15 protein-coding genes are annotated in these 15,662 nt (G+C 59.2%); 6 read left to right on the forward strand and 9 right to left on the reverse strand.

Annotation, left to right across the window (positions count from 1 at the left end):
• Positions 1–23: 23 nt before the first annotated feature.
• From pncA to sppA, 3 genes are all read right to left on the reverse strand, one after another.
• On the reverse strand, positions 24–665 hold the full coding sequence (gene pncA, locus L3068_RS08880) for a bifunctional nicotinamidase/pyrazinamidase (RefSeq protein WP_117581573.1): 642 nt from the start codon (positions 663–665) through the stop codon (positions 24–26).
• 9 nt (positions 666–674) lie between these two features.
• A complete protein-coding gene (gene ansA / locus L3068_RS08885; protein ID WP_014883450.1) occupies positions 675–1,691 on the reverse strand; it encodes an asparaginase in 1,017 nt (338 codons plus the stop codon).
• A gap of 63 nt (positions 1,692–1,754) precedes the next feature.
• Positions 1,755–3,611 carry a signal peptide peptidase SppA gene (gene sppA, locus L3068_RS08890; RefSeq protein WP_023332746.1) on the reverse strand — a complete coding sequence of 619 codons (1,857 nt, stop codon included), beginning with the start codon at positions 3,609–3,611 and terminating at the stop codon, positions 1,755–1,757.
• A gap of 167 nt (positions 3,612–3,778) precedes the next feature.
• On the opposite strand from sppA, the gene L3068_RS08895 reads away from it, so the two are divergent.
• The 3 genes from L3068_RS08895 (at position 3,779) to L3068_RS08905 (ending at position 7,408) form a co-directional block, all read left to right on the forward strand.
• Complete coding sequence (locus tag L3068_RS08895) at positions 3,779–4,330, forward strand: NAD(P)H nitroreductase (protein WP_063861581.1); 552 nt, start codon at positions 3,779–3,781, stop codon at positions 4,328–4,330.
• Between the two features lie 116 nt (positions 4,331–4,446).
• On the forward strand, positions 4,447–5,490 hold the full coding sequence (selD, locus tag L3068_RS08900) for a selenide, water dikinase SelD (RefSeq protein ID WP_014883453.1): 1,044 nt from the start codon (positions 4,447–4,449) through the stop codon (positions 5,488–5,490).
• Between the two features lie 4 nt (positions 5,491–5,494).
• Complete coding sequence (locus L3068_RS08905) at positions 5,495–7,408, forward strand: DNA topoisomerase III (protein WP_063861582.1); 1,914 nt, start codon at positions 5,495–5,497, stop codon at positions 7,406–7,408.
• Positions 7,409–7,525: 117 nt separating this feature from the next.
• Here L3068_RS08905 and gdhA read toward each other — a convergent pair whose 3' ends face one another.
• Positions 7,526–8,869: an NADP-specific glutamate dehydrogenase gene (gene gdhA / locus L3068_RS08910; RefSeq protein WP_063861583.1), complete on the reverse strand. Its 1,344-nt coding sequence runs from the start codon at positions 8,867–8,869 to the stop codon at positions 7,526–7,528.
• 227 nt (positions 8,870–9,096) lie between these two features.
• Between gdhA and L3068_RS08915 the strand changes: the two genes are divergently transcribed.
• The gene (locus L3068_RS08915) at positions 9,097–9,369 is read left to right on the forward strand and encodes a YnjH family protein (RefSeq protein WP_063861584.1); all 273 of its coding nucleotides are present in this window, start codon (positions 9,097–9,099) and stop codon (positions 9,367–9,369) included.
• Here the strand turns inward: L3068_RS08915 and L3068_RS08920 are convergent.
• On the reverse strand, positions 9,329–9,745 hold the full coding sequence (locus L3068_RS08920; RefSeq protein WP_023332750.1) for a pyrimidine (deoxy)nucleoside triphosphate diphosphatase: 417 nt from the start codon (positions 9,743–9,745) through the stop codon (positions 9,329–9,331). The two genes, L3068_RS08915 and L3068_RS08920, sit on opposite strands and share 41 nt — an antisense overlap.
• A 75-nt stretch (positions 9,746–9,820) precedes the next feature.
• On the opposite strand from L3068_RS08920, the gene L3068_RS08925 reads away from it, so the two are divergent.
• Together L3068_RS08925 and L3068_RS08930 are read left to right on the forward strand one after the other, a co-directional pair.
• On the forward strand, positions 9,821–10,390 hold the full coding sequence (locus L3068_RS08925; RefSeq protein WP_063861585.1) for a carboxymuconolactone decarboxylase family protein: 570 nt from the start codon (positions 9,821–9,823) through the stop codon (positions 10,388–10,390).
• Positions 10,383–11,000, forward strand: coding sequence for a CDP-alcohol phosphatidyltransferase family protein (locus L3068_RS08930; protein ID WP_050862223.1), 618 nt, complete (start codon positions 10,383–10,385; stop codon positions 10,998–11,000). Before L3068_RS08925 ends, L3068_RS08930 begins: the two co-directional genes overlap by 8 nt.
• Here L3068_RS08930 and L3068_RS08935 read toward each other — a convergent pair.
• The 4 genes from L3068_RS08935 to L3068_RS08950 all read right to left on the reverse strand — a co-directional run bounded on the left by L3068_RS08935 (position 10,997) and on the right by L3068_RS08950 (position 15,660).
• The gene (locus tag L3068_RS08935) at positions 10,997–12,304 is read right to left on the reverse strand and encodes a sulfurtransferase (protein WP_023338252.1); all 1,308 of its coding nucleotides are present in this window, start codon (positions 12,302–12,304) and stop codon (positions 10,997–10,999) included. The genes L3068_RS08930 and L3068_RS08935 overlap by 4 nt on opposite strands.
• 73 nt (positions 12,305–12,377) lie before the next feature.
• Positions 12,378–12,998, reverse strand: a complete 621-nt coding sequence (locus tag L3068_RS08940; protein WP_063861586.1) for an ATP-binding cassette domain-containing protein — start codon at positions 12,996–12,998, stop codon at positions 12,378–12,380.
• Entirely contained in the window at positions 12,998–14,527 is a 1,530-nt protein-coding gene (locus L3068_RS08945) for an ABC transporter permease family protein (protein ID WP_117581571.1), read from the reverse strand. The genes L3068_RS08940 and L3068_RS08945 overlap by 1 nt, the downstream gene beginning before the upstream one ends.
• Positions 14,500–15,660, reverse strand: a complete 1,161-nt coding sequence (locus L3068_RS08950; RefSeq protein WP_371886121.1) for an ABC transporter substrate-binding protein — start codon at positions 15,658–15,660, stop codon at positions 14,500–14,502. The genes L3068_RS08945 and L3068_RS08950 overlap by 28 nt, the downstream gene beginning before the upstream one ends.
• Positions 15,661–15,662: the final 2 nt, after the last annotated feature.

A 15,662-nucleotide genomic window follows, 5' to 3' on the forward strand; every position in this document is an offset into this window, starting at 1 on the left:
AAGCCGCCACCCGGCTTAAAAAACTACGCCTGCGTTTCCAGCCAGTCTGCCAGGGTATACAGCGTCGCGCCTTCGGCAGCCATCTCCATAAACGCCTGAGCACTGTCCTGAGGGTGAATGTTGACCCCGCGGCAGCCGTCGGTGATCACGCTGACGGTGTAGCCTGACTGGAGCGCGTCCAGTACGGTAAACTTCACGCAGTAATCTGTCGCCAGCCCCAGCACAATCAGCTCCGTGATTTCATGGTGGCGTAACCACGCGTCCAGCGCGGTCTTCTGACGATGACCGTTATCAAAAAACGCGCTGTAGCTGTCTATTGTCGGGTTTTCACCCTTATGGAACACCGCGTCGATGGCTTTCTGATTCAGGAGCGGATGCAGCGCCGCGCCTTCCGTTTGCTGCACGCAATGATCCGGCCAGAAGGTTTGCGCCAGCCCGTCGAGTTCACCCTGAGTGAACGGTTCGACGTTGTGCTGGCTGGCGAAACTGCCGTGGTTAGCCGGGTGCCAGTCCTGGCTGGCGACCACCGCTTCACCGCGGGCTTTACACCAGTCAATCAGCGTATTCGCCACGTCAACGGTGCTGTCACCTTCGGCGACGGCCAGCGCGCCGCCTGAGCAGAAATCATTTTGCAAATCGACCAGTAGCAGGGCGCGTTGCGTCATGAGGCCTCCTTATTCGTCCGGGGTCAGTTCACCGCGCAGATTTTGCATCATGGCGTTGCGAATGGACTGAATGTCCAGATCCTGACTCAGTAAATAGTGAAGTTTAGTCAGCGTCGCCTCAACGGTCATATCGAAACCGCTGATGACACCCGCATGTGCCAGCGCGTTGCCGGTGGCATAGCCACCCATATTCACTTTGCCGGACATACACTGGGTCAGGTTCACCACCACAATTCCGCGTTCGCTGGCTTCCTGAAGCTCTTTCAGAAACTCACCGTTCTGCGGGGCGTTGCCCACGCCGTAGGAGCGCAGGATCAGCGCTTTCACTGGCTGGCGCAGGAAGTTGCGGACCACGTCGGCGGAAATACCCGGGTAAATGGTAACCACTCCGATGGGCTGCGGGGTAATCGGATGCACAATCAGCTCGCCAGCGGTATTCGGTGCAGGCGGCGTGCCCAGACGACGGATATGAATCCCCGCTTCCAGCAGCGGCTGCAGGTTCGGTGAGGCGAAGGCGTCAAAACCATCGGCATGGGCTTTCGTCGTGCGGTTGCCGCGATACAGACGGTTGTTGAAGAACAGCGAGACTTCGTTAATCGGGTAATTTGCCGCCACGTACAGGGAGTTCAGCAGGTTGATCTGCCCGTCGGAGCGTAACTCCGCCAGCGGAATTTGCGACCCGGTGACGATAACCGGCTTGCTCAGGTTCTCCAGCATGAAGGAGAGCGCCGAGGCCGTGAACGCCATGGTGTCGGTACCATGCAGGATCACGAAGCCGTCGTACTGGTCGTAATGCGCTTTAATGTCATCCGCGATGTGCTGCCAGTCTTCTGGCGTCATGTCGGAGGAGTCCATCAGCGGCTCGTATTCATGGATGGTAAAGTCAGGCATTTCCGGACGGTGGAACTCAGGCATCAACGCAAGCTGACGCTGAAGGTGGCCGGAGACAGGAATATAGCCATTTTCAGAGCGCTGCATACCGATGGTACCGCCAGTGTAGGCTACATAAATCGATTTCTTCTGCATGGTAGTGAGTTCTTGTTCTTCAAAAGAAAAAAATCCCCTCTTCGCGGGAAGAGGGGACGGTTTTTAACGGACGTTCGCGCAGGTCAGGCAAAACGCGTAACGACTTTGTGGATCGTTAAAGGCCGCGAGCTTATCGCTTTCCGTCTTCATCGCTTTCGCTGCAGTGGCAACCGGCGCAGGCAGGTAAGCCTGCAGCGCCTCCGGCAGCATGGCGCGAACGGAGACAGACATGCTGTCCATCACCATATCGAAGAATGACGGCTCATCCTGATAATACTCAATGTGCCATTGCTTGAGCTTCGCCAGGTCGGCCGCTTTCTTCACGGCGTCGTCAAAGTCACCCAGACTGTCCACCAGTCCGTTGTTCTTCGCGTCCTGACCGGTCCAGACGTGGCCCTGAGCAATCTGGTCAATCTGTTCTGGCGTCTTTTTACGCGAGTCAGCCACCAGCGTAATAAAGCGCTTATACCCGTTCTCAATGCTCAGCTGCATCATCTCCGACACTTCCGGCGGCAGGGATTTTGTTATCGACACATCTGCCAGCGGCGACGTAGAAACACCGTCGGTGTGCACGCCCAGATAATCCAGACTGTTTTCCACAGTGTTAATCACCCCGAAGATGCCGATAGAGCCGGTCAGCGTGCTTGGGTTAGCCACAATGTAGTTGGCTGGCGTGGAGATCCAGTACCCACCTGATGCCGCCATTCCGCCCATGGAGACGACGACCGGTTTGCCCGCAGCGCGGGCCGCGGCCAGCTCAGCGCGGATCACTTCGGAGGCGCTCACGCTGCCGCCCGGGCTGTTTACGCGCAGAACAATGGCTTTCACTTTCGGGTCAAGGCGCGCGTCACGGATTTGCGACGCGGTGGTGTCACCGCCGACATTACCCGGGGTTTCCTGACCGTCCATGATGGCGCCGTTGGCAAACACCACGGCTACGCTGTCACCGCTCTCGTCCGGTTTTTTCGCAGCGTAGTCATACATACTGATCGCGCTGTAGTTTTTGTCCTCTTTGCTCCAGCCAAACTGTTTGGTCAGGGCTTTTTCGATATCTGCACTGGTACCCAGCGCATCAACGAGTTTATTGTCGAGGGCATATTTCGCGGTATCGCCGTCAACCTTACGCAGACCCTCCAGCACGCCACGTGCGCCCGGGAAGACCTGCTCAGCGGTAATTTGACGGTTAGCGGCCACGGTGCCCAGATAGTTCTGCCACAGCTCGCCAATCCAGCGGCTGTCCGCTTCACGGGCAGCAGGGGACATATCGTCGCGAATAAACGGCTCCACGGCTGATTTATAGGTGCCGACGCGGAAGACGTGGGTCGTCACTTTCAGCTTGTCGAGCAGCGATTTGTAGTACAGGCCGTTGGTGGCAAAGCCGTGCAGATCGACCGTCCCCTGCGGAGAGAGCCAGATCTTGTTGGCGAAGCTTGCCAGATAATATTGCCCCTGGCTGTAGCTGTCGCCCACGGCGATCACTGGCTTACCGCTGTCGCGGAATTCACGCAGCGCTTTACCGATGTACTGCATTGAAGGCTGGTCGCCTCCGGCAAAATCTTTCAGATCCAGTACGATCCCGGTGATATTTCGGTCGTCTTTGGCCTGACGGATAGTATCGACAATATCGAACAGGGAGTTTTCCTGCAGGCGGTCGGACGTCGCGCCAAACAGCTGACGGCCAATGACCCCCAGACGGTTGCTGGTGGACGGTTTATCCACGATGACGCCGGTGATATCGAGTAACAGCGCCCCGCGAGTTGAATGCTGCGCCTGATTCGCATTGCTGATATGCATCCAGATGCCTGCGCAAACCAGAACCAGCAGGATGAAGAAGATGTTCATCACCAGGTTGCGGACGAAGTTGAGCAGTCGCCACGTCCATTTAAAGAAACCGGCAAAGATTCGCCAAAGGGTTCGCATGTATTCTCCCTAACCAGAAAATGACTGTTTCCGTCGCCACTGGACGGTAATGTTGGGTTATCGTAATGACCCAACCGCCACTTGTCAGCAGGAATCGCCTGCCAGGCTGTAACAAAATCTGCGGCCGTGTTAATTTTGTGAGTAAATTTCAATAAAGGAGTTAACCAATGGACGCACTTGAACTGCTTGTTAACCGCCGCAGCGCGTCACGTCTGGCCGAACCTGCCCCGGCGGGCGAGCAGCTGGAAAACATTCTGCGTGCCGGGATGCGTGCCCCCGATCACGGCACGCTGCAGCCGTGGCACTTCTTTGTGATTGAAGGTGAAGGCCGCGATCGTTTCAGCCAGCTGCTGGAGCAGGGCGCGGTTGCCGTCGGGCAGGATGAGAAGGGTATCGATAAAGCGCGCAATGCGCCGTTCCGTGCGCCGATGATCATCGCCGTCGTGGCGAAATGTCAGGCTGGCCACAAAGTCCCGGTCTGGGAGCAGGAAATGTCTGCTGGCTGCGCGGTAATGGCGATGCAAATGGCCGCTGTCGCACAGGGGTTTAACGGTATCTGGCGTACCGGTCCGCTGACCGGGAGCCCGGTAGTCCGTGACGGTTTTGGCTGCGGTGAGCACGATAAAATTGTCGGTTTCCTCTACCTCGGTACGCCGCAGCTTAAAGCCTCCAGCACCATCAGCGTGCCGGACACTTCGCCTTTCGTCAGCCGTTTCTGATAACCCACGCTAAACTGTCTGGATTCTGAGCATCTGCCGCAGAATTCAGACAGTCATACTTACCTCTTTATGGAATGAGCGCTACCATAGCGCGATTGAGATGACAGGAGACGTCCATGAGCGAGCAAACCATTCGTTTAACGCAGTACAGCCACGGAGCCGGTTGCGGTTGTAAAATTTCCCCGAAAGTGCTGGAGACCATTCTGCACAGTGAACAGGCGAAGTTTGTCGACCCGAACCTGCTTGTCGGCAATGAAACGCGTGACGATGCTGCAGTTTATGACTTAGGTAACGGCACCAGCATTATCAGCACCACTGACTTCTTTATGCCGATTGTCGATAACCCCTTCGATTTCGGGCGCATTGCGGCCACCAACGCCATCAGTGATATCTTCGCGATGGGCGGTAAGCCGATTATGGCCATCGCCATTCTGGGCTGGCCAATTAATACCCTCGCGCCGGAAATTGCCCGCGACGTCATTGATGGCGGCCGTTTCGCCTGTCAGCAGGCGGGAATTGCGCTGGCCGGTGGTCACTCGATTGACGCGCCTGAACCTATTTTTGGCCTGGCCGTCACGGGCGTGGTGCCGACCGAGCGCGTGAAGCGCAACAGCACCGCGCAGGCGGGCTGCAAGCTGTTCCTCACCAAGCCGCTCGGCATTGGCGTACTCACGACCGCCGAGAAAAAATCCCTGCTGAAGCCGGAACACAAAGGTCTGGCAACGGAAGTGATGTGCCAGATGAACCTTGCGGGCGCGGCATTCGCCAATATCGACGGCGTGAAGGCGATGACCGATGTGACCGGTTTTGGTCTGCTGGGACACCTCTCCGAAGTGTGTCAGGGCGCGGGCGTGCAGGCACAGGTGTGGTATCAGGACGTGCCGAAACTGCCGGGCGTGGAAGAGTACATTGCGCAGGGCGCGGTGCCGGGCGGTACTCAGCGCAACTTTGCCAGCTACGGTCACCTGATGGGCGAGATGCCTGAAGAGTGGCGCAACCTGCTGTGCGATCCACAAACTTCCGGCGGCCTGCTGCTGGCGGTCACACCGGAAGCCGAAGCTGACGTTCAGGCAACGGCCGCCGAGTTTGGCATTACCCTGACGGCGATCGGCGAGCTGGTGACCGCACGCGGTGGCCGACCGATGATTGAGATCCGTTAATTCGATGCGGTTGTTTATTGCCGAAAAGCCGAGCCTGGCGCGCGCCATCGCCGACGTGTTGCCGAAGCCGCACCGCAAGGGCGACGGCTTTATCGAATGCGGTAACGGGCAGGTGGTGACCTGGTGTATTGGTCACCTGCTTGAGCAGGCGCAGCCGGACGTCTACGACAGCCGCTACGCCCGCTGGAACCTCAACGATCTGCCCATCGTGCCGGAAAAATGGCGCCTGCAGCCCCGGCCTTCGGTGACCAAACAGCTGAACGTGATCAAGCGTTTCCTGCACGAAGCCTCTGAAGTGGTTCACGCAGGTGACCCGGACAGGGAAGGGCAACTGCTGGTAGATGAAGTGCTGGACTATCTCGAGCTGGCGCCGGAAAAACGCCAGCAGGTACAGCGCTGCCTGATAAACGACCTCAACCCGCAGGCGGTAGAGCGTGCGATCTCGCGTCTGCGTGCCAACAGCGAGTTTATCCCGCTGTGCGTCTCGGCGCTTGCGCGCGCGCGCGCTGACTGGCTGTACGGGATCAACATGACCCGCGCCTACACCATCCTCGGGCGTAATGCGGGCTATCAGGGGGTACTCTCCGTGGGCCGCGTGCAGACGCCGGTGCTGGGGCTGGTGGTGCGTCGTGATGAAGAGATTGAGAACTTCGTCGCCAAAGATTTCTTTGAAGTGAAAGCGCATATCGTTACGCCTAAGGACGAACGCTTTACCGCCGTCTGGCAGCCGAGCGATGCCTGTGAATCGTACCAGGATGAAGAGGGGCGCTTGCTGCACCGTCCGCTGGCGGAGCATGTGGTTAACCGTATTACCGGTCAGCCTGCCATCGTCACCAGCTATAACGATAAACGGGAATTAGAACCCGCACCGCTGCCGTTTTCGCTCTCGGCCTTGCAGATTGAGGCGGCGAAGCGCTTTGGCCTCAGCGCGCAAAACGTGCTGGATATCTGCCAGAAGCTCTATGAAACCCACAAGCTGATCACCTACCCGCGTTCGGATAGCCGTTATCTGCCGGAAGAACATTTTGCCGGTCGCCACGCGGTACTGAATGCGATAAGCGTACACGCCGCCGATCTCCTGCCGCAGCCGGTGGTGAATCCGGACACCCATAACCGCTGCTGGGATGATAAAAAGGTGGACGCCCACCATGCAATTATCCCGACGGCACGCGCCAGCCACGTTAACCTGACGGATAACGAAGCGAAGGTCTATAACCTCATCGCCCGTCAGTATCTGATGCAGTTCTGCCCGGACGCGGTGTTCCGCAAATGCGTCATTGAGCTTGAGATTGCCAAAGGTAAGTTTATCGCCAAAGCGCGTTTCCTCGCGGAAGCGGGCTGGCGCACGCTGCTCGGCAACAAAGAGCGTGACGAGGAGAACGACGGTACGCCGCTGCCGGTAGTCGCCAAAGATGACGAGTTATTGTGCGAGAAAGGTGAAGTGGTTGAACGTCAGACCCAGCCGCCACGCCATTTCACCGATGCGACGCTGCTGTCGGCCATGACCGGGATCGCCCGATTTGTGCAGGATAAAGATCTGAAGAAAATCCTGCGCGCCACCGACGGTCTGGGTACGGAAGCGACGCGAGCGGGGATCATCGAACTGTTGTTCAAGCGCGGCTTCCTGGAGAAAAAAGGACGCTATATCCACTCCACGGAGCCGGGGCGGGCTCTCATCCACTCCCTTCCGGAGCTGGCCGCGAGGCCGGACATGACCGCGCACTGGGAATCCGTGCTAACGCAAATCAGTGAAAAGCAGTGCCGCTACCAGGACTTTATGCAGCCGCTGGTGGGGACGCTGTATCAGTTGATCGATCAGGCACGCAGTACGCCGGTGAAGCGGTTCAGAGGGATGGTTGCGCCGGGTAGCGGCGCGAAGAAGCCCTTTAAAAAGAAAAAGAGCGCGGCAGCTTCTTAAACCGTAGGCCGGGTAAGGCGTAGCCGCCACCCGGCGAAAAGCAGCTCTGCGGCCTGAAAAAAAGCCCGGTGGCGGCTACGCCTTACCGCGCCTACAGGGCGAGAACACAGTGAAAGCTTAAATCACACCCTGCCCAATCATCGCATCCGCCACCTTCACGAATCCGGCGATATTCGCTCCGCGCACGTAGTTAGTTTGCGACGCTTCACCGCCGTACTCCACGCAGGCGTGGTGAATATCTAGCATGATATGGTGCAAACGGGCATCCACTTTCTCCGCCTTCCAGCCAAGACGCGCGGCGTTTTGCGCCATCTCAAGGCCGGAGGTTGCCACGCCGCCCGCATTGGCGGCCTTGCCTGGGGCAAACAGCACGCCCGCTTCGAGGAACAGATCCGTCGCATCGATGGTGGTCGGCATATTCGCCCCTTCGGCCACCGCCTTCACGCCGTTGCCGATCAGCGTGCGCGCGGCGTCCACGTCCAGTTCGTTTTGCGTGGCGCACGGCAGGGCAATATCCACCGGAACACCCCACGGCTGCTTGCCTTCCAGATACGTCAACCCAAATTCCTGGGCATAGTCTGCGAGCCGCCCGTCGCGGCTGGCTTTAATTTCGCACAGGCGCGCCAGTTTTTCTGCCGTAAAGCCCGCTTCATCCACCACCGTGCCACGGGAGTCCGAGGCCGTCACCACGCGGGCGCCAAACTGCATCGCTTTTTCGATAGCGTATTGCGCCACGTTACCGGAGCCGGACACCGCCACGCGCATCCCTTCAAACCCTAACCCGTGACGCTTGAGCATCGCCTCGGTGAAGTAGACCAGACCATATCCGGTCGCCTCCGGGCGAATCAAACTCCCGCCAAACGACAATCCTTTGCCGGTAAAGACGCAGGCGCTGTTGTTGGAAAGCTTTTTCATCATCCCGGCCATAAAGCCCACTTCGCGGGCCCCCACGCCGATATCCCCCGCCGGTACGTCGGTGTCCGGACCAAGGTGGCGCCAGAGCTCGGTCATCAGCGCCTGACAGAAACGCATCACTTCACCTTCGCTTTTCCCCTTAGGATCGAAGTCACTCCCGCCTTTCCCGCCGCCCATCGGCAGGGTGGTGAGCGCGTTTTTAAACGTCTGCTCAAAGCCGAGGAATTTCAGGATCGACAGGTTCACGGAAGGGTGGAAACGCATGCCGCCCTTAAACGGGCCGATGGCGGAGTTAAATTGTACGCGCCAGGCGCGGTTGACCTGGACCTGATTGCGGTCATCCACCCAGGTCACGCGGAACTGGATCACCCGTTCTGGCTCAACCAGACGTTCCAGCAGCGACAGTTGACGATAACGCGGGTTTTCTTCAAGGAAAGGCCACAGGGTGGTCATCACTTCACGAACGGCCTGAGCGAACTCGCTCTGATTCGGGTCGCGCTGCTGAACATGGGCAAGAAAGCTTTCCAGAGAGCGTGTCTGATCCATAGATATAAGAACCCCTTATAGTCATTTATGTATATTGCTTATGCGATTTGTGTTGTTTTTTTGACTATACCACCCGTACTGCTTTGTGAAGCAAGCAGAAATGTAGGGTGAAAGGGAAATTAATGACTCACGCTGCGTCATAACAAAAAGCGATGATGTGCGAAATTAAAGATTCCGCCCAATTAACCGTTATAGTCATTATCAGGACATAACAGGAAGACAAGTCTATGAATCGTTACGTGATGGCTGCATTTTCGTTGGTGTTGACCGCTGGCGCGCAGGCTGACCGCATTCGCCCGGACGTGGAGGTGAATGTCCCGCCGGAGGTCTTTAGCTCCGGCGGCCAGCGTGCGCAACCCTGTAACCAGTGCTGTATCTATCAGGATCAAAATTATTCTGAAGGAGCAGTGGTAAAAGCGGACGGGGTTTTGCTGCAATGCCAGCGTGATGAACGCGCGATCAGCACGAACCCGCTGGTCTGGCGGCGCGTAAAAGAATAAACGCCTCCAGCAGCGGAATATCCGCCGGGGCCAGGTCGTAGCTCAACGCCTCTTCCGGCGTGCACCACGCCAGCGCGCTGTGGTAGTGTGCGGTTAACGCTCCGCTAAAGGCAGGAACATACCAGGCGTGCAGGTGGATTAACCGCTGCGACACTTCGCGCTGGTGGCTTGCCACATACTGCACGGGCTGCGCCTCAATACCCAACTCTTCACGCAGCTCGCGGATTAGCGCCTGAGGCTGGGTTTCACCGGCCTCGACTTTTCCGCCAGCGAATTCCCACATTCCCGGTTGATCGGCGTGAGCAGGGCGCTGCGCCAGTAAAATTTTGTCGTCTTTTTCGATGATGGCCGCAACGACATCGACTGTTTTTAGCATGGTCGTCAATACTTGATAGCGAAAAACGACATATTATCGTGCCCTTTCAAAGAGTCCAGTCATCAGGAGAAACAGGTGAAAGAGTCGTCCACCTGGGTAGAACCCATCCCAACCCTTCCGGCGAGCGTAAAACCGATTGCCGCCATGCAGCGAAAACACTTTGGTGCAGTCCTGAATCCCACACGCTGGTGGGGGCGCATGCCGCGTCTGTTCTGGCTGGTCGCATTGTTTGTCGGTTTTCTGGAGCGAAGAAACGCGCGCCTGACGCCGCAACTCCGCTCGCTGCTGATGACGCGGGTATCGCAGCTGTGCCACTGTGCTTTTTGCATTGATGCTAACAGCCTGCGTCTGGCCGAGCGCAGCGGGGCGCTGGATAAAGTCCAGGCCGTGAGCGACTGGCCAGACTCTGACCTGTTCAGTGAACAAGAGCGCGCGGCGCTGGCCTATGTTGAGGCGGTCACCGCCACGCCGCCCAGGGTGGATGAAGCAATCAAAACGGCGCTGAAACGCCACTTTACCGATGAGGTTATTACTGAAATGACGGCGCTCATCGCCTTTCAGAATCTCTCCGCCCGCTTTAACGCCGCGCTGGATATCCCGGCGCAGGGGCTGTGCGCCACGTTTAAAGGGAAGCCTGATGCTTGACCGTCACCTGCACCCACGGATAAAACCCGGGCTGAATCGTCTGGTCTCTGTGCTGGATAAGCCGGGCATCACGCCCGACGGACTTACCCTGGCGGGGTTTGCCATCGGCCTGCTGACGTTGCCATTTCTGGCCCTCGGCTGGTACCCGGCAGCACTGGTCGCCATCGTCCTGAACCGCCTGCTGGATGGTCTGGACGGTGCGCTGGCGCGCCGGAGAGGGCTCACGGATGCGGGAGGGTTTCTGGATATCGCGCTCGATTTCCTGTTCTATGCGCTGGTGCCGTTTGGCTTTGCGCTGGCGGCACCTGAGCAGAATACGCTGGCTGCCGCCTGGCTGCTGTTCGCATTTATTGGCACCGGGAGCAGCTTTCTGGCCTTTGCGGCACTGGCGGCGAAGCACAATATCGACAACCCCGGCTATGCGCACAAGTCGTTTTACTACATCGGCGGGTTAACGGAGGGGACGGAGACCATCGTGCTGTTCGTGCTCTGCTGCCTGTTTCCGGCCCATTTTGCCGTGTTCGCGTGGATATTTGGCGCATTGTGCTGGCTGACCACCACAACGCGCATCTGGAGCGGTTATGTGACGCTAAAGTCACTCAAACCTTAACGCGTACTCTCGGGCCCGCGCTCTCCGCGGGAGACCGGGTTCTGCGGGTGACTGCTCCACTCATACCAGCCGCCGTCATAGACGGCGACGTTCTTCCAGCCCATCGCCCGGGCGTACATAAAGGTTTCAGCCGCTCGCCAGCCGGTGCCGCAGTAAAAGGCGACGTGCTGCTCCGGCAGGATATCCCACGTTTTCCACATGGCGGTGATGTCGTCGGCGCTGCGCATGGTGCCGTCCGGGTTGTGGAAATCTTCCATGTGGGTGGCATCGCTTCCCGCGTGGCCCCAGCGGGCGCCGGCAATGTCACCTTTTGGCTTGATGTAGCTGTAGCCGCTGGTTTCGCCGATAAATTCCGGCCACGAACGAATACTGACGAGAGAGGCATCCTGGCGGTGCAGCATACCGCGTGCCTGTTCCATATCCACCATCAGTTGCGGCTGACCAGGGATCGGTGCGCCAAAATCAGGGGCGGGTTTCACTTTCCCTGGCGTACCGCGTTCAACCGGCAGACCCGCATCTGACCACGCCTTCCAGCCGCCATCGAGTATGCGCACATCCTTCACGCCTGCATACAGCATAATCTGCGCCACGCGCGCGGCGGCGTAAACGTCACGACCATACAAAATGACGGTGGTATCGTGACGGATCCCGTGCTTCGCCAGCATCGCTTTCAGCTTGTCGTCGGAAACTTTATTCCACAGCGGCTCGCTTTCCACTTCGTTGGTGTCGATGTATCCCGCGCCGGGAATATGGTTCAGCAGATAAAACTTCGGCGCGCCCCAGGCCGCTTCTATGACTTTCCATTCACCCGCGGGCGCGGCTGTCACCGGTTTACCCTGCTGGAGCTGGTGGATCCACTGCGGATAGACCAGCTGTTCAAAGTGCGGCAGACGCTGCAGGCGGTCCGGGGTTTGCAGCGCATCGCTGAGCAGCGAGATAGCGTGATATCCGGCTTTCTCCAGGCGCGCTTTCACCGCCTGGTTGGCGCTATCGTCGCCGTACAGCGCGACAGGCGTCGCAGGCGAAAGCTGATGCTGTTTAGCCCAGCGCGCCAGCTGTTCGTCGCTCATTGCGTCAAGCCAGCTGGCCGCAAGGTTGAGCGCTGCGGGTTCATGCCCGGAAGGACCGCTGAGGGTCTGCGGCCAGCCGTTGTAGAACGCGCTGGCACGGGTGTCGACAGGCGTACCGTGCTGCGCCTGAAGCTGGGACAGCGTGAGTGAATTGGCCATTTCAGCCGCCTGAGAGGAAAACGAAGCGAGGCCGCAGAGCAGGGCCAGCGCGGTCAGTTGAGAAACACGTTTCATCGAATAACCTGACGTCAGTAAAAGAGGGGGGCATTGTCGTCTCTCCCGAAACAGAAAACATTGCGTTAGCACATTATTGCCAGCGAGAAATCTCAATCACCTCGCCGGCGGGCGGAATATCGTCCTCATCATGGGTGACCAGCACCACCGGAATATTGCGCGCCCGGACGGTGTCAAACACCCAGGCCCGAAACGTCGTGCGTAACGCTTTATCGAGGCGACTGAAGGGCTCATCCAGCAGCAGTGCCTGCGGTTCAGCGAGCAGGGCGCGCAGCAGACTCACCCGGGCGCGCTCACCGCCGGAAAGGGTTGCCGGGTCGCTGGCGTAACGGTCGCCAAGCCCGGCGGAATTCAGCGCCAGCTCTACGGTTTCCCGACGTGCGCGTCCGGCGATCCGCTCAGGCAACGCCAGCAGCAAATTTTGCCCGACGCTGAACGCGTCAAACAGCAGCGCGTCCTGAAAGAGAATGCCCAGCCCGCGAGATTCGACGGGAAGGCCGTCGCAGCGACGCTCATCGAGCCACAGCTCGCCCCGTGCCTGAAAATCATCTGACAGCGCGCCGACCATCCAGGAAAAAAGGGTCGATTTTCCGCTGCCGGAGGGGCCCATCAGGGTGACGATCTCCCCGCGGGGAACGCAAAAATTGACCTCGCGGAAAAGCGGTTCGATGGTGAGATCCTTTACCTTCAACATTAACGTAATCCCTGACGATAGCGGCCCGCAAGGCGGGAGAAGAGTGAGGCCAGACCGAACACCGTGCCCGTGACCAGCAGTAAACCCAGCGCCCGGTTAGCGAGAACCGGGATGCTGCCCCCGCTGCTGAGCGCGACGGTCTCGGTGGTCAGCGTGGCGAAACGACCTGCGCCCAGCCACAGCGTCGGCATATATTGCGCCATGCTGACTGAAAAACCGGTGGCAAAGGCCAGCAGCGCAGGGCGCACCAGCAGAGGGCATTTCAGCAGGCAGAAGATTTTTGCCCGCCGCCAGCCGAGCGTCCTGGCGGTAAGAATAAGCCGGGGATCGAGCCTTTGCCAGGCCGGTTGCAGCACCAGCAGCATCCAGGGGAGTACCCAGAGCAGATGGCTCCAGAGCACGGCGGCATAGTGGCCGTCGAGGCCCAGATGTAACGCAATGGCATATTGCCCTGTGACCAGCGGTAGCGCCGGGAGCGCGAGCGGTAACCACACCCACGGAGCGCCTCGCTGCGGCCCCCATTCCAGCCAGAGAAAAATGACGATCAGGGCGACAAGGCTCGAAAGCAGACCGAAAGAAAGGCTGGTACTCACCGGGCCAACATCGTCCCGTTGGGCCAGCATCAACAGCACCGCGGCGCAAAGTATCCCGCACGCGGGCAGAAAGCCGCTGAATACACGCTCTGGCAGGGCGAGATGAGACCTTTGGCGTGCGCCCGTCGGATGTGCAAACGTGCGACGCCACACCTTCCACAGCCCGTAGCCCAGCGCAGCAAGCGCGGCCAGCAGCAGAAGGAGAAGCAGGCACAGCAGCGTCCCTTTTGCCTGCTGCTGTATGTCGCCCTGGCTCAGCCACTGCCAGGCCAGCACGGCCAGCGTCGGCGGGTTACCGGGCCCGAGAACGATCGCCACGTCCACGACGGACAGCGACCACGCCAGCACCGCCAGCATCACCGCGCCGAGTACCGGCGCGATCGCCGGAAGGAGCAGCCAGTTAAGCGTCTGAAAACGCCCGTAGCCGAAGGTCTGCAGGACAATCTTCTGCGGTGCGAGCCGTTTTTCCGGCAGCACGGCGTAAATCGCCCACAGCACAAACGCGCTCTCTTTGACCGCGAGCGTCAGACCCAGCCCGATGCCGTAGCGGTCATACGGAGGTGAACAGACGGTGCAGACCTGATAAAACAGACCGCCTTCGGCAAACAGCAGCAACGCGCTGGAGGCGAAAGCCACATGGGGCACGGCCAGCAGCCACGGCAGGCGCGTACTGAGATGCCGCCAGCGTTTGCCGGGCCAGAAAAGGGCCACGAGAGAAAGGGCGATAAACAACGCCCCCAGCGTGGCGATAAGCGTTGAAACCAGGGTGGCGATGGCTGCCTGAGGCAATTGTGGGTCGTTCAGCAGCCGCTGCCAGTTAACGACAGAAAATGCCGGAGCAAGCAGCATGGCACCGGCGGGCAGGAGCGGCAGATAAATAATCGCCATCGCCAGCCAGACAAGCCAGCTTAACGGGTGCCGTAACGACGCAGCCATTCCTGCTCCAGCGCGTTAACCCAGGCGGACTGCGGCTCTGCCAGAACCTTCGGCAGCCCCTGCGGCGTATGAGCCAGCAGCTGTTTTGCTTCATCTTCGGGCAGCGTTTTCACATCCAGCACGCTCGGGTCACCCCAGATGGCCGGGTCGGCCTTGCGGATTTGCGCCCGCGGTGACAGCAGGAAGTTGGCGACGACTTTTGCGCCAGCGCTTGCGCTGGCATTGGCCGGAATCGCCACAAAATGGACGTTGCCGAGCATCCCGTTGCGAAAACCAAAGCTGTAGCTGTCGGCAGGCAGTTCGCCGCTCGCCACTTTCTGCTGCCCATGCGCCGGGTTAAAGGTCAGCGACAGATTCAGGCTCCCGCTGGCAAGCAGGGTATCCATCCGGGCGGGCGAGGGAGGGAAGTCTTTCCCTTCACGCCACAGCAGCGGGTGCAATTTATCGAGATACGCCCAGAGCGGGGCGGTCACCTGGGCAAAGGTGTCATCGGGTGCTTTTTGCAACGCATCCGGATGAGCCGTGAGCGTCATCAGCAGCTGCTCAAGGAACGCGGTACCGGTAAAATCGGGCGGGCGGGGATAGCTGAGCTTGCCGGGGTTCTGCCTTGCGTAATCCAGCAACGCCTGCGGATCTTCTGGCGGCGTCGGCATGCTGGTTTTGCGGGCGATAAAGGTCAGCTGCGCGCCGCCCCACGGCGATTCCGCGCCGTCTGTGGGAATGGCGAAATCTTCGGTGACAGGTTTGCGGGTATCGACATAGCGCCAGTTGGGCAACCTCTGCGCCCACCCGGTTTGCAGGAGATTAGCCTCTTTTAGCGTGCGGAAGTTTTCGCCGTTGACCCACAGCAGGTCGACCGAGCCATTCGTTTTGCGCCCCGCGGCGGCTTCGGTCTGGATCCGTTTTACCGCATCGGCAGCGTCGGCCAGCGGGACGATTTTAAGGGTAATGGCGTAGTGCGTTTGCATCTCGCCGCTCACCCACTCAAGGTAGCGGTTGACCGCCGGATCGCCTCCCCAGGCGTTAAACCAGACAGTCTGCCCGTTGGCTTGTTGCTGGATACTTTGCCAGCTGTCGGCGGCATACAGGGGGACGGCCAGCAGCAGGCCTGTCAGAAACGTGCAAAAACGCACAC

It is taken from the genome of Enterobacter cloacae complex sp. ECL414, from assembly GCF_021869685.1.
Classification (GTDB): domain Bacteria; phylum Pseudomonadota; class Gammaproteobacteria; order Enterobacterales; family Enterobacteriaceae; genus Enterobacter; species Enterobacter kobei.